We start from the raw sequence: 12,998 nt of genomic DNA on the forward strand, positions 1-12,998 counted from the left end.
GGGCCGGCCCGGCTACGCCGCCGCCAGCAGCCGTTCCCGGTCCGCCGCCGCCAGGCGCAGGGAGCTACCGATCAGGGTCAGGGTGATGCGTTCGGCATCGGTGTACGGGCCGTCCGCCAGGGCGATCCGGGCGCCGTGCAGCAGCAGGCTCTCCCGGCCCTGGGCCGCGAGATGCGGGGCCAGCGGCTCCAGCGCGTCCCGCACCTCGGTCTCCGTGGGCAGCCCGGCCAGCCCGTCCGCCGGGATGTCCGGGAAGCCCGCCTCGCGCAGCGAGTCGACCGCCGCCGCCCGGGTCACCGGGTCCGCGGGGGCCAGCAGTGCCAGGGCCACCACCAGGTAGGCGTTCCGCAGCAGCGCGGACAGGCCCGTGGTGGTCGGGTCGTCCAGGGCGGTCAGCGGGTAGTGGCCCGCGCAGGAGACGCAGGAGACCACCGGGGCGGCCTCCCCCAGCCGCAGCAGGGGCACTCCCAGCAGCGTCATCCGCCGCCGTCCGGCCAGCCGCTGATAGCAGCGGTCACCACCGCAGCCGGGGCAGAAGAAGTCCCCGTCGTCGATGACCCGCCACGCCGTTCGGATACCTGTCCCTGCCACCCTCGGCACGCCGACCTCCGTAACACACCCGCAACACTGCGAGTGTGAGACGTGATGTTAACCACACTCCCCCGCCGGGGTCAGTAGTCAGACCGGCCAAATGCGCGGCCGAAACGGATCCGCGCCCCGGCCGGGGCGCGGACCTGCACGTTCCGGTGACTAGCGAGCGGACCGGTTGACGGCGGAGACGACCGCCTTCAGCGACGCCCGCACGATGTTCGCGTCGATGCCGATGCCCCACAGCACCCGGCCGCCGATCGCGCACTCGATGTACGCCGCCGCCTGGGACCCGGCGCCCTCGCTCATCGTGTGCTCCACGTAGTCCAGCAGGCGCACCTCCTCACCGATCACGCCCGCCCCCGCCAGCGCGTCGAAGAACGCCGCCAGCGGGCCGTTGCCCTGCCCCGTCAGCACGGTGTCGGCGCCGTCCACGACGGCCTCCACCGTGAGCGCGTCCACACCGCTCCCGCTGGTGGTCGAGGTCTGGGCGTCGCGCAGCGCGATCCGCCCCCAGCCGGAGGCCCCGTCCTCCGCCGGCAGGTACTCGTCGGCGAAGACCCGCCAGATCTCGGCCGGGGTGATCTCGCCGCCCTCGGCGTCCGTCTTCTCCTGGATGATCCGCGAGAACTCCACCTGCATCCGGCGCGGCAGGTCCAGCTTGTGGTCCGTCTTCAGGACGTACGCGATGCCGCCCTTGCCGGACTGCGAGTTGACCCGGATGACCGCCTCGTAGCTGCGCCCCACGTCCTTGGGGTCGATCGGCAGGTAGGGCACGTCCCAGGTCAGCTCGTCCACGCCGACGCCGCGCCGGGCCGCCTCGGCGTCCATCGCCTCGAAGCCCTTCTTGATGGCGTCCTGGTGCGAGCCGGAGAAGGAGGTGTACACCAGGTCACCGGCGTACGGGTGGCGCGGGGGGACCTCCATCTGGTTGCAGTACTCGTAGGTGCGGCGGATGTCGTCGATCTGCGAGAAGTCGATCTGCGGGTCCACGCCCTGTGAGAACAGGTTCATGCCCAGCGTCACCAGGTCCACGTTGCCGGTGCGCTCGCCCTGTCCGAACAGGCACCCCTCCACCCGGTCGGCCCCGGCCATCACGGCCAGTTCGGCGGCGGCCACCGCCGTACCCCGGTCGTTGTGCGGGTGCGCCGACAGGCACACGTGCTCGCGGTGCGACAGACGCCGCGACATCCACTCGAAGCGGTCCGCGTAGGTGGCGGGTACGGAGCGCTCCACGGTCGCGGGCAGGTTGAGGATGATCTCGCGGCCGTCCTCCGGCTGCCAGACCTCCATCACCGACTCGCACACCTCCAGCGCGAAGTCCAGCTCGGTGTCGGTGAAGATCTCGGGGCTGTACTGGTAGCCGAAGACCGTACGGTCGTCCAGCAGCTTCTCGGCGTACTCCATCACCAGGCGGGTGCCGTCCACCGCGATGCGCCGCACGTCGTCCCTGCCGCCCCGGAAGACGACCCGCCGGAACGTCGGCGCGGTGGCGTTGTACAGGTGAAGGGTGGCGCGCGGGGCGCCCACCAGGGACTCGACGGTGCGCGCGATCAGCTCCTCGCGGGCCTGGGTCAGGACGGAGATCGTCACGTCCTCGGGGATCGCGCCCTCTTCGATGATCGAGCGCACGAAGTCGAAGTCGGTCTGCCCGGAGGCCGGGAAGCCGATCTCGATCTCCTTGTAGCCCATCCGCACCAGCAGGTCGAACATCGCGCGCTTGCGGGCCGGCGACATCGGGTCGATCAGCGCCTGGTTGCCGTCCCGCAGGTCGGTGGACAGCCAGCGCGGTGCGGCGGTGATCCGCTTGCCGGGCCAGGTGCGGTCGGGCAGCTCCACCGCCTCGTACGGGGTGTAGCGGTGCACCGGCATACCGGAGGCGCGCTGAGGGGTGGCGGCGGCGGTGATGGGCGTCGGCTTGGGCACGGGGGCTCCTGGATGGTCTCAGCGGGAAAACGGCCGACGGCAGCGCCGAACTCCGCGGGGAGGGGGTCGGCCCGTACGACTACAGACCCTCGCCGCGGCGGCTAAGGAGAAGCAGGTTCCCGTGACGCATCGCCCGCCCAGCCTAACCCGGCGCCGTACGCACCGGCCCGACCCGTATCACTATGCGAGACCGCGCAAAACCGGTGGCGGTGGCGGGTCCCCGGTGATCAGCTGGCCCGATGGACGACACGGCGGTGCTGGCCCGCTTCGACGCGCAGCTGAGAGAACACCTGTCCCCGGCCGAGCGCAGCGGGCCCGTGGTCCGCGTGACCCGGGAGCTGGGCGGCTGGGACGGGGTGGTGTGGTCGGACCTCACCGAGGAGACGGCGGACGCCGCGATCGCCGCGCAGGTCGCGTACTTCACGGGGCTCGGCCGCGGCTTCGAATGGAAGACGTACGCCCACGACGGCCCGGCTGATCTGGGCGACCGGCTGCGCCGGGCCGGGTTCAGGGCGGGGACGCCGGAGACCCTGATGGTCGCCGAGACCGCCACCCTGTCCACGGAGGCCGCGCTGCCGCCGGGCGTCACCCTGCACCACGTCACGGACGAGGCGGGGGTACGGCTGATGATGCGGGCGCACGCGGCGGCGTTCGGATCGGACCCGGCCGCGCTGGGCGCGATGGTGCGCGCCCAGCTGACCGCCTCGCCCGAGCTGGTGGACGTGCTGGTGGCCCTGGCGGGCGAGGACGGCGAGGACGGCGAGCCGGTGTGCGCGGCCCGGATGGAGCGCTACCCGGGGACGGACTTCGCCGGCCTGTGGGGCGGCGGCACCGCGCCCGGCTGGCGGGGCCGGGGCATCTACCGGGCGCTGGTCGCCGCGCGGGCCCGGATCGCCGCCGCGCACGGCGTCCGGTACCTCCAGGTGGACGCCTCCGAGGACAGCCGCCCGATCCTGCGGCGGCTGGGCTTCACGGCGATCGGAACCACCACCCCGTACGTCTACGGCGACGGTGACGGGCTGACGGCTGACGCGTGACGGGAGCGTCGAGGGCTAGAAGCCCAGCCGGCGCAGCTGCTTGGGATCGCGCTGCCAGTCCTTGGCCACCTTCACATGCAGGTCCAGGAAGACCGGCGTGCCCAGCAGCGCCTCGATCTGCTGGCGCGCCTTGGTGCCCACGTCCTTGAGACGGCTGCCCTTGGGGCCGATGACGATGCCCTTCTGGCTGGTCCGCTCGATGAACAGGTTGGCGTGGATGTCCAGCAGCGGCCGGTCGGCGGGGCGGTCCTCGCGCTGCTGCATCTCCTCCACGACGACGGCGATGGAGTGCGGCAGCTCGTCCCGTACCCCTTCGAGCGCGGCCTCACGGATCAGCTCGGCGATCATGGTCTGCTCGGGCTCGTCGGTGAGGTCGCCCTGCGGGTACAGCGGCGGGCCCTCCGGCAGCAGCGGGACGAGCAGGTCCGCGAGCAGCCCGACCTGCTGGTCACCGACGGCGGAGACCGGCACGATCTCGGCCCACTTCAGGCCGAGTTCGGCGCCCAGCCGCTGCACGTCCAGCAGCCGCTCGGCCAGGATCTTCGGCTCCACCAGGTCGGTCTTGGTGACGACCGCGATCTTGGGGGTGCGCTTGATCTCCGCGAGTTCCTTGGCGATGTAGCGGTCGCCGGGGCCGATCTTCTGGTCGGCGGGCAGGCAGAAACCGATGACATCGACCTCGGCCCAGGTGGTGCGGACCACGTCGTTCAGCCGCTGGCCCAACAGGGTGCGCGGCTTGTGCAGCCCGGGGGTGTCCACCAGGACCAGCTGGGCGTCCTCGCGGTGCACGATGCCGCGCACCGAGTGCCGGGTGGTCTGCGGGCGGCTGGAGGTGATGGCGATCTTCGTGCCGACCAGCGCGTTGGTCAGGGTCGACTTGCCGGCGTTGGGGCGGCCGACGAAGCAGGCGAAGCCCGAACGGTAGCCCTCCGGCACGGAGCCGAACATCGCGGACATCGGGGAAAGGGAGTCACTCATGAGGCCGCGATCGTCGCACGAAGGTCGCCCTCGGGGCCAGCCAGCAGAACGGGGGTGCCGGGACCGCCCAGGTCCCGCACCGCCGCCAGGTCCTCAGCCGGCACCTCGGCGGTGTCCGCGTCCGCGACGAGTGCCGCCGCCTCCAGCGAGGTCGCGCCGCTGGCCACGGCCATCGCCACCGCCGTGCGCAGGGCGCTCAGCCGCAGCGAGGGCAGCTCGACGGTGGCCGCCACGTACGTACGGCCCGTCTCGTCCCGTACCGCCGCACCCTGCGGCACCCCGTTGCGGGCGCGGGCGCTGCGCGCCAGGGTGATGATCTTGCGGTCCTCGGCGTCACTCATACCCAGGAGCTTACGGGCTGGGCGTCGCCTACAGTTCCGTGGTCCCCGGCTGGTCCGGCTGGGGTCGGGGGGTGTGGCCGTCGGTGACCTGGCGCAGCTTCTCCACGGCGCGTTCGGCGAGTTCGCCGAGCCCGCCCGCGGCGGCGTCGTCCCGGCCGGCCTGGGCGATCCGTACGGTGTGGGCGCCGATCCTGGCGATCACCACCTCGGCGACGATCCCGGCCTCCTCCGCGTCCCCGGCCTCCCGTTCGAAGCGCAGCACCGCGGCATCCTCGCCGAGTCCCGCGCCGTCGGTGCCGCTCGTGCTCTCCTCGGCGGTGTAGGAGACGGTGGCGCTGTTCTGCTCGGGGCCCTCCTCGGCGTGGAAGGTGGCGCACTGTCCCGCGGCCCGGGCGAACCCCTCCATGGCGGCCCGGGCGCCGGCCTCGTCGCCGTGCGCGGCGGCGACGGTGACCACGAAGGGCCCGGTGTGGGTACGGGCGAACCCGGCCCGTACGACGGCGGGCTCGCCCGCGGCGGGTTCGAACAGTTCCCGGCAGCCGTCCTCGGTGGGACGCGGGACGCCGATGCCGCGCCGTTCGGCCTGTTCGTCGCTGTCGCCGGCCCAGCCCATCGGGAAGTCGGTGTGGTCGAGCAGGGCGGCGCGCAGCCCCTCCTCGTCGAGCACCTGGGGCCCGGCCACGACGGAGGCGGCCGAGGTGGCCGGGCCGGTGGAGGTCCCGGCGGGGGCGCCCGGGGGCAGTGCCGCCCCGGCGAGCAGGCCGAGGGCGGCGATCGAGGCGAGGGAGGCGACGGCGGCGGTGCGCTGCGAAAGCTCCATGCCTCCCATGGCGCCACCCGAGTGGCCCCCCGGCCACCGTCGCAGGCCCGTTCGGGTGAGGGGGCTACCGTGCGGGCGTGCGCCGGCTGCCGGCGGCGGTCGGCCGCCGGCCGGGGTGATCGGCGGCCCGTGTCACCGCTGTCAGGCCGCGTCCTGCGTGGTGGCCCCGGCCTCGTGGCGGATCGGCTCGACCACCACCCGGTCGATGCGGTTGCGGCGCCCGGTCGGCGGCTCGGCCGTCAGCCGCAGGCCGGCCAGGTCCGGATGGGCGCGCTCGGCCGACAGGTCCACCACCGTCGTGGCACCGGCGATCGGGACCCGGCCCAGGGACTTCGCCAGCAGCCCGCCGACCGTCTCGACGTCCTCGTCCTCCAGGTCCACCCCGAACAGCTCGCCCAGGTCGCCCAGGTCCAGGCGCGAGGTCACCCGGTAGGCGCCGTCCGCCAGTTCGGCGACCGGCGGCAGCTCCTGGTCGTACTCGTCGGCGATCTCGCCGACGATCTCCTCCAGGATGTCCTCGATGGTCACGACCCCGGCCGTGCCGCCGTACTCGTCGATCGCCACGGCCACGTGGATGTGGTCGCGCTGCATCTCGCGCAGCAGGTCACCGGCGTTCTTCGTGTCGGGCACGAAGGTCGCGGGCCGCATGAGCGACTCCACCGGGTCGGCCTCCGCCTCCCGGCTGATGTGCACGGCGCGTGCCAGGTCCTTGAGGTAGACGATGCCGACGATGTCGTCGTCGCTCTCCCCGGTCACCGGGATCCGGGAGAACCCGGACCGCAGCGCCAGCGAGAGCCCCTGCCGCAGCGTCTTGCCCCGGTCCATGGAGATCAGGTCGGTGCGCGGCACCATCACCTCGCGCACCAGGGTGTCGCCCAGTTCGAAGACCGAGTGCACCATGCGGCGTTCCTCGTCCTCGATCAGCGACTCGCGCTCGGCCAGGTCCACCATCGCCCGCAGCTCCGCCTCCGAGGCGAAGGGTCCCTTGCGGAAGCCCTCGCCCGGTGTCAGCGCGTTACCGACGATGATCAGCAGCTGGGCGAGCGGCCCCAGCACCCGCGACAGCGGGATGAGGATCAGCGCCGCCGCGCCGGAGACGGCCACCGGGTGCTGGCGGCCGATGGTGCGCGGCGAGACCCCGATGACGACGAAGGACAGCACCACCGTCACCGGGACGGCGACGAGCAGCGCCTGCCACACCTCGTCGAAGCTCTTGAGACAGGCGTAGGTGACCAGGACGGCCACCCCCATCTCGCCGGCGACGCGCAGCAGCAGCGCCAGGTTCAGATAGCGGGTCGGGTCGGCGGCCACCGTCTCCAGCCGGCTCGCGCCGCGCCGGCCCTCGCGGACCGCCTGTTCGGCACGGAAGGCGGTGATCCGGCTCAGCCCTGCCTCGGCACAGGAGGCCAGCCAGGCGATGACCAGCAGAGTCAGCAGAAAGGTCCACAGTGTGGCGTCCATCGTCGCGTCTGCCCGCCCGCTCAGGTGATCGTCGGGGCCGGGGAGGGGCCGCTGAGCCCCGCCTCGGCGCGCCAGCCGTCCACGATGGCCTTCTGGAGGCCGAACATCTCGGCCCGCTCGTCGGGCACCTCGTGGTCGTATCCCAGCAGATGCAGCACGCCGTGGACGGTGAGCAGCTGCAGCTCGTCGTCCATGGAGTGCCCGGTGGGCGCGGCGGCCCCCTGGGTCCTGGCCACCTGGGGGCACAGCACGATGTCGCCGAGCAGCCCCTTGACGGGCTCCTCCTCGTCCTTGGCCGGCGGACGCAGTTCGTCCATCGGGAAGGACATCACATCGGTGGGGCCGGGGAGGTCCATCCACTGGATGTGGAGGGCCTCCATGGCCTCCTCGTCGATCGCGATGACCGACAGTTCGGACAGCGGGTGGATCCGCATCCTGCTCAGCGCGTAGCGGGCGATGTCGTGCACCGCCGCCACGTCGATCTCCAGGCCGGATTCATTGTTGACCTCGATCGCCATGGTGGTGTCGCGGCTACTTTCCCTGTCCGTTGTTTCTGCTGTCGCCCGTGCGCTCGTCGAACCGCTCGTAGGCGTCCACGATCCGGCCGACCAGCTTGTGCCGTACGACGTCGGTGCTGGTGAGCCGGGAGAAGTGCACGTCCGGCACCCCGTCCAGGATCTCCTGCACCTGCCGCAGTCCGCTCTTGCTGGTGCCGGGCAGGTCGACCTGGGTGACGTCACCGGTGATGACGATCCTGGATTCGAACCCGAGCCGGGTGAGGAACATCTTCATCTGCTCGGGGCTGGTGTTCTGCGCCTCGTCCAGGATGATGAACGCGTCGTTCAGCGTCCGGCCGCGCATGTACGCCAGCGGCGCGACCTCGATCGTGCCCGCGCTCAGCAGCCGCGGGATCGAGTCGGGGTCGAGCATGTCGTGCAGCGCGTCGTACAGCGGGCGCAGATACGGGTCGATCTTCTCGTAGAGCGTGCCGGGCAGGAACCCGAGCCGCTCGCCCGCCTCCACGGCGGGGCGGGTCAGGATGATCCGGTTGACCTGCTTGGACTGGAGCGCCTGCACCGCCTTGGCCATGGCGAGGTAGGTCTTGCCGGTACCGGCCGGGCCGATGCCGAAGACGATCGTGTGCCGGTCGATGGCGTCCACGTACCGCTTCTGGTTCAGCGTCTTGGGCCGGATGGTCTTGCCCCGGTTGGACAGGATGTTCTGGGTGAGCACCTCGGCGGGGCTCTCCGCGGCGTCGGACGCGCCGTTGCCCGCCGAGCGCAGCATCGCGATGGAGCGCTCCACGGCGTCCTCGCTCAGCGGCTGGCCGGTGCGCAGCACCAGCATCATCTCGTCGAACAGGCGCTGGATCAGCGCCACCTCGGTGGCCTCGCCGGTGGCGGTGATCTCGTTGCCCCGGACGTGGATGTCGGTGGCGGGGAACGACTTCTCGATGACCCGCAGCAGAGAGTCGCCGGAGCCCAGCACCGTGACCATCGGGTGCTTGGCGGGAACGGCGAACCGGGCGGTCGCCTCAGTGGCCGGGGCCACTGGCTGGTGCGTGGGTGTCTGTGTCATGGGCGGCCCGGATGGGCCAGCTCATCCCTCTCTAGTCCTCGGCTTCCGGGATCCCAGGGTACGACGCGGCGCGGACAGACCCTAGAGAATTACGCAGTGCGATCGTCCCGTTGCGCCACGGCGGTGGTGCCCGGCGTGCCGCGGAAGCCCAGCGTGGGCACCGCGCGGGCGCGCGGCCACGGCGGGGCGGGGCAGGGCAGCAGCCGCTCCAGGAACGCGTACCGCTCCAGCGCCTGCTCCATCGGGGTGCCGGCCGGGGTGAGCGAGCACAGCCGCTGCCACCACGCCGCGATCTCGCCCCAGCCGGGCGCCGACAGCGAGCCGCCGAACTCCTGCACCGACAGCGCGGCGGTCAGCCCCGCGAAGGCCAGCCGGTCCGCGAGCGGCCAGCGGGCCAGCGTCCCGGTCACGAACCCGGCCACGAAGACGTCCCCGGCCCCGGTGGTGTCCAGCGCCTCCACCATGATCGCCGGAACCTCGGCGGTCTCCCCCGTCCTGCCGTCGGCCGCGTACGCGCCCTCGGCGCCCATCGTGACCACGGCCAGCGGCACCCGCTCGGTCAGCGCCCTGGCCGCCGCGCGCGGGCACTCGGTGCGGGTGTAGCGCATGGCCTCCTGCGCGTTGGGCAGGAACGCCTCGCAGTGCGCCAGGTCGGGCAGCGCCGCCAGGTCCCAGGCGCCGGTGTCGTCCCAGCCCACGTCGGCGAAGACCAGGCTGCCGCCGCCCGCCGCCGCGGCGATCCACTCCTGGGGCTGCCCGGGGCTGAGCGAGGCGACGGCGGAGCGGGCGGCCGGTGCCCCGCGCACCCCGGGGGCGCTTCCCCCGGGCAGCGGCGCCTCGTGGCCGTGCGAGACCATCGTGCGCTCGCCCTCGTACGCCATGGACACCGTCACCGGCGAGTGCCAGCCGGGCACCGTCCACGAGGCGCCCAGATCGATGCCCTCGCCCCGCTCCAGCGTCTCCCAGCAGTACTCGCCGTACTTGTCGTCCCCGAACGCCGCCGCCAGCGAGGTCCGCAGGCCCAGCCGGGCCAGCGCGGTGGCCATGTTGGCGACCCCGCCCGGGCTGGAGCCCATGCCCCGCGCCCAGGACTCGGTACCGCGCACCGGCGCCGAGTCCAGGCCGGTGAAGATGATGTCCAGGAACACGGTCCCGGTCAGATACACGTCGCAGCCCGGATCGCCGGGCCGGCGCACCCCCGCCAGCGGATCGAGGGCGTGCCCCAGGGGTCCCGGTCGTGGGGTCTGGTCGTCGGTGGTCACCTGCTGCTCCTGGTACGTACTCGCCTCCACGGTACGTGTACGTTGCCGTGCATGAGGCTGGCGATCATTGGCGGCGGCGGATTCCGCGTCCCCCTGGTATACCGTGCGCTGCTGGGCGACGACGGACCGGCGCGGGTCACGGAGGTGACGCTGCACGACACCGACCCGGGCCGGCTGCGGGTGATCGCGGCCGTGCTGGCGGCGCAGGGCTCCTCCGTACGGGTCCGCGCGACCACCGATCTCGACCAGGCCCTGGCCGGTGCCGACTTCGTCTTCTCGGCGATCCGGGTGGGCGGGGTGCGGGGCCGGGTGGCGGACGAGCGGGTGCCGCTGGCGGCCGGTGTGCTGGGCCAGGAGACGGTCGGGGCCGGCGGGGTGCTGTACGGGCTGCGCTCGGTGCCCGTGGCGCTGCGGATCGCCGAGCGGGTCGCGGCGGTGGCGCCCGGCGCGTGGGTCATCAACTTCACCAACCCGGCCGGGATGGTCACCGAGGCGATGTCCGCGGTGCTGGGCCACCGGGTGATCGGCATCTGCGACTCGCCGGTCGGCCTGGTGCGGCGCGCGGCGCGGGCGGCGGGCGCCGACCCGGCGGAGGTCGGCTACGGGTACACCGGGCTCAACCACCTGGGCTGGCTGCACTCGCTCACCCTGCACGGCCGGGAGCTGCTGCCGGGGCTGCTGGCGGACGAGGCGGCGCTCGCCTCCTTCGAGGAGGGCCGGCTGTTCGGGGCCCGCTGGCTGCGCGCGCTGGGGACGCTGCCCAACGAGTACCTGCACTACTACTACTTCCGCCGCGAGACCCTGGCCGCGGCGCGGGACGCGCGGGAGACCAGGGGCGCGTTCCTGGCCCGGCAGCAGGAGGGCTTCTTCGAGGCGGCGCTGGCCGAGGCGGATTCACCGGAAAGAGTGCACGCCCGGTGGGAGCGGACCCGGCTGGAGCGCGAGGAGACCTACGGGGCCGACGCCCGTGCGGCGGCCGGCGACGCGGCGCCGCGCGACAGCTGCGACCTGGACGGTGGCGGCTACGAGCAGGTGGCGCTGGCGCTGATGCGCGCCATCGCCACCGACCGTGCCACCCGTCTCATCCTCAACGTCCGCAACGCCGGCACGCTGCCCGCTCTGCCGCCGGACGCCGTCATCGAGACGGTCTGCGAGGTGAACGCCCAGGGCGCCCACCCGGTGCCGGCCATCTCCCCGGGGCTCGCGGAGACCGGGCTGATGCTCCAGCTGAAGGCGGTCGAGCGCGCCACCATCGACGCCGCCGGCACCGGTTCGCCGGAGGCCGCGCTGCGCGCCCTGGCGCTGCACCCGCTGGTCGACTCCCCGGCCACGGCCGGGCACATCCTGGCGGCGGCCGGGTGGCCGGTGTCCGGCTGACGCCCGGGGCGCGGACGGCTCCGGCACCACGTGGCGCCACCCCCCGGGTACGCGGGCGGAGCCCGGGGCGGCGGCCTCGGCCGCCCCGAGGGCAGCGGAGGCTACTCCTTCTCCCCGGCGTCGAGTGCGAACCAGTCGAAACGCACCGTGCCCTCCGCCGCGTACATGCCGATGACCCGGCCGGTGAAGCCGCCCGCCACCTCGGTGGACAGATAGCGGCCGTCCAGCTCGGCCAGCACCTCCAGCTCGCCGTCCGGCCCCTCCACCCCCAGCCGCAGCACATCGGGGCCCTGCCGGGGGTCCCAGGTCTCCGTCGGCGCGCTGACGTCGATCCGCAGCGTGACCGGGCCCGCCGGCACCCGCCGCTCACCCAGCGTCTGCCGCAGCGGGCCGATCCGCGCGACCACGCGCACCGAGCCCGACCCCGCCGCCTCGACCGCGTAGTGGTGCCGCTCGTCCAGCCGCACCGCGAGCCCGCCGCGCCCGACCCCCGGATCGATGAGCGTGCGCGCCCGGCAGGAACGATCCTGCTGGCGGCGGCCCGCGAACGTCACGGCCTGGTCGTCCAGCGACGCCCCGCGCGCCCGCAGCGTCAGCCAGCCCGGCCGCTCCGTGGTCGAGAAGTACCCCTCGGGCCGGGAGCGCACCGACAGCCAGTGCGGATGCAGCCGCGCGGCGTCGAAGTCGTCCCTGGCCGGCGGCGCGGGCACCGGCCGCGGCGGCCACGGCGGTGCCGCCATCGCCGGGGTGGCCGCGCCGATCACCGGCCACCCCCCATCCGTCCAGGTCACCGGCGCCAGGAAGGTCTCGCGGCCCAGCACGTGCCAGCCCGGGCTGCCGCCGCCGGGCCGCACCCCCAGGAACACCAGCCACCACGACCCGTCCGGGGCCTGGACGAGATCCCCGTGCCCGGTGTTCTGGATCTCCTCATCGGTGCTGCGGTGGCTCAGCACCGGATTGTCCGGGCAGGGCTCGAACGGCCCGTACGGCGCGGGCCCGCGCGCGATCGAGATGCCGTGGCCCCGTTCCGTACCGCCCTCGGCGATCAGCAGGTACCAGTGGTCACCGATCCGGTACAGGTGCGGCGCCTCGGGGGCCTTGGCCCCCGGCGTGCCGGACCACAGCCGGCGCGGCGCGCCGATCGTCTGCCCGGTGGCGGTGTCGATGGCGATCTGGCTGATCCCGGCCGTGGTGACCCAGCAGCGGCCGTCCTCGTCCCAGGCCAGGTCGGGGTCGATGCCCTTCACCCCGGGCAGCCGCACCGGGTCCGACCAGGGGCCGGCCGGGTCGGCGGCGCTGAAGAGCACGTTGCCGTCGTGCGAGACGTCCGTGGTGATCAGCCAGAACCGGCCGTCGTGGTGCCGCAGCGTCGGCGCGTACACGCCCCCGGAGGAGGGCGCGGTGTCCGGCAGCCGCAGCTGGGCCGGGCGCTCCATGACGTTGCCTATCTGCTCCCAGTGCACCAGGTCCTTGCTGTGGAAGACCGGCACGCCGGGGAAGTACTCGAAGCTGGAGCAGACGAGGTAGTAGTCCTCGCCGACCCGGCAGATGCTGGGGTCGGGATGGAACCCGGGGATCACCGGATTGCTGAATGTGCCGCCTGCCCAACCGTCAGCCGTCGCCTTCATGG

12 protein-coding genes are annotated in these 12,998 nt (G+C 73.3%); 2 read left to right on the plus strand and 10 right to left on the minus strand.

Going from position 1 to position 12,998, the window contains the following annotated elements; genetic code table 11:
* Window positions 1-12: 12 nt before the first annotated feature.
* Both ACTFAP_RS07625 and leuA read right to left on the minus strand, forming a co-directional pair.
* Window positions 13-600: a TerB family tellurite resistance protein gene (locus ACTFAP_RS07625; RefSeq protein ID WP_500468571.1), complete on the minus strand. Its 588-nt coding sequence runs from the start codon at window positions 598-600 to the stop codon at window positions 13-15.
* A gap of 150 nt (window positions 601-750) precedes the next feature.
* Entirely contained in the window at window positions 751-2,460 is a 1,710-nt protein-coding gene (leuA, locus tag ACTFAP_RS07630; protein WP_500469430.1) for a 2-isopropylmalate synthase, read from the minus strand.
* Window positions 2,461-2,753: 293 nt separating this feature from the next.
* Here leuA and ACTFAP_RS07635 point away from each other — a divergent pair, with 293 nt between their 5' ends.
* Window positions 2,754-3,551 carry a GNAT family N-acetyltransferase gene (locus tag ACTFAP_RS07635; RefSeq protein WP_495683966.1) on the plus strand — a complete coding sequence of 266 codons (798 nt, stop codon included), beginning with the start codon at window positions 2,754-2,756 and terminating at the stop codon, window positions 3,549-3,551.
* A gap of 15 nt (window positions 3,552-3,566) precedes the next feature.
* On the opposite strand, the gene era is transcribed toward ACTFAP_RS07635, so the two are convergent.
* The 7 genes from era to ACTFAP_RS07670 all read right to left on the minus strand — a co-directional run bounded on the left by era (window position 3,567) and on the right by ACTFAP_RS07670 (window position 9,991).
* Entirely contained in the window at window positions 3,567-4,529 is a 963-nt protein-coding gene (gene era, locus ACTFAP_RS07640) for a GTPase Era (protein WP_500468572.1), read from the minus strand.
* Complete coding sequence (locus ACTFAP_RS07645) at window positions 4,526-4,870, minus strand: cytidine deaminase-like protein (RefSeq protein ID WP_030725836.1); 345 nt, start codon at window positions 4,868-4,870, stop codon at window positions 4,526-4,528. Before ACTFAP_RS07645 ends, era begins: the two co-directional genes overlap by 4 nt.
* Before the next feature lie 28 nt (window positions 4,871-4,898).
* A complete protein-coding gene (locus ACTFAP_RS07650; protein WP_500468573.1) occupies window positions 4,899-5,690 on the minus strand; it encodes a hypothetical protein in 792 nt (263 codons plus the stop codon).
* Window positions 5,691-5,831: 141 nt separating this feature from the next.
* The gene (locus ACTFAP_RS07655) at window positions 5,832-7,151 is read right to left on the minus strand and encodes a hemolysin family protein (protein WP_500468574.1); all 1,320 of its coding nucleotides are present in this window, start codon (window positions 7,149-7,151) and stop codon (window positions 5,832-5,834) included.
* A gap of 20 nt (window positions 7,152-7,171) precedes the next feature.
* Entirely contained in the window at window positions 7,172-7,669 is a 498-nt protein-coding gene (gene ybeY, locus ACTFAP_RS07660) for an rRNA maturation RNase YbeY (protein WP_400009669.1), read from the minus strand.
* A gap of 13 nt (window positions 7,670-7,682) precedes the next feature.
* Window positions 7,683-8,729 carry a PhoH family protein gene (locus tag ACTFAP_RS07665; protein ID WP_390116375.1) on the minus strand — a complete coding sequence of 349 codons (1,047 nt, stop codon included), beginning with the start codon at window positions 8,727-8,729 and terminating at the stop codon, window positions 7,683-7,685.
* Window positions 8,730-8,818: 89 nt separating this feature from the next.
* The gene (locus ACTFAP_RS07670) at window positions 8,819-9,991 is read right to left on the minus strand and encodes a carbohydrate kinase family protein (protein ID WP_500469432.1); all 1,173 of its coding nucleotides are present in this window, start codon (window positions 9,989-9,991) and stop codon (window positions 8,819-8,821) included.
* A 51-nt stretch (window positions 9,992-10,042) separates the two neighbouring features.
* On the opposite strand from ACTFAP_RS07670, the gene ACTFAP_RS07675 reads away from it, so the two are divergent.
* Window positions 10,043-11,368, plus strand: coding sequence for a family 4 glycosyl hydrolase (locus ACTFAP_RS07675; RefSeq protein ID WP_500468575.1), 1,326 nt, complete (start codon window positions 10,043-10,045; stop codon window positions 11,366-11,368).
* Window positions 11,369-11,469: 101 nt separating this feature from the next.
* On the opposite strand, the gene ACTFAP_RS07680 is transcribed toward ACTFAP_RS07675, so the two are convergent.
* Window positions 11,470-12,996 carry a glycoside hydrolase family 43 protein gene (locus tag ACTFAP_RS07680; RefSeq protein ID WP_500468576.1) on the minus strand — a complete coding sequence of 509 codons (1,527 nt, stop codon included), beginning with the start codon at window positions 12,994-12,996 and terminating at the stop codon, window positions 11,470-11,472.
* Window positions 12,997-12,998 lie beyond the last annotated feature (2 nt).

This window comes from Streptomyces sp. PH9007 (assembly GCF_059813725.1).

Bases quoted from the DNA above. Each gene is read 5' to 3' on its own strand.
- leuA (WP_500469430.1), bottom strand. From the start codon at position 2,460: ATGCCGGTGCACCGCTACACCCCGTACGAGGCGGTGGAGCTGCCCGAC.
- ACTFAP_RS07635 (WP_495683966.1), top strand. From the start codon at position 2,754: ATGGACGACACGGCGGTGCTGGCCCGCTTCGACGCGCAGCTGAGAGAA.
- era (WP_500468572.1), bottom strand. From the start codon at position 4,529: ATGAGTGACTCCCTTTCCCCGATGTCCGCGATGTTCGGCTCCGTGCCG.
- ACTFAP_RS07645 (WP_030725836.1), bottom strand. From the start codon at position 4,870: ATGAGTGACGCCGAGGACCGCAAGATCATCACCCTGGCGCGCAGCGCC.
- ACTFAP_RS07650 (WP_500468573.1), bottom strand. From the start codon at position 5,690: ATGGAGCTTTCGCAGCGCACCGCCGCCGTCGCCTCCCTCGCCTCGATC.
- ACTFAP_RS07655 (WP_500468574.1), bottom strand. From the start codon at position 7,151: ATGGACGCCACACTGTGGACCTTTCTGCTGACTCTGCTGGTCATCGCC.
- ybeY (WP_400009669.1), bottom strand. From the start codon at position 7,669: ATGGCGATCGAGGTCAACAATGAATCCGGCCTGGAGATCGACGTGGCG.
- ACTFAP_RS07665 (WP_390116375.1), bottom strand. From the start codon at position 8,729: ATGACACAGACACCCACGCACCAGCCAGTGGCCCCGGCCACTGAGGCG.
- ACTFAP_RS07675 (WP_500468575.1), top strand. From the start codon at position 10,043: ATGAGGCTGGCGATCATTGGCGGCGGCGGATTCCGCGTCCCCCTGGTA.
- ACTFAP_RS07680 (WP_500468576.1), bottom strand. From the start codon at position 12,996: ATGAAGGCGACGGCTGACGGTTGGGCAGGCGGCACATTCAGCAATCCG.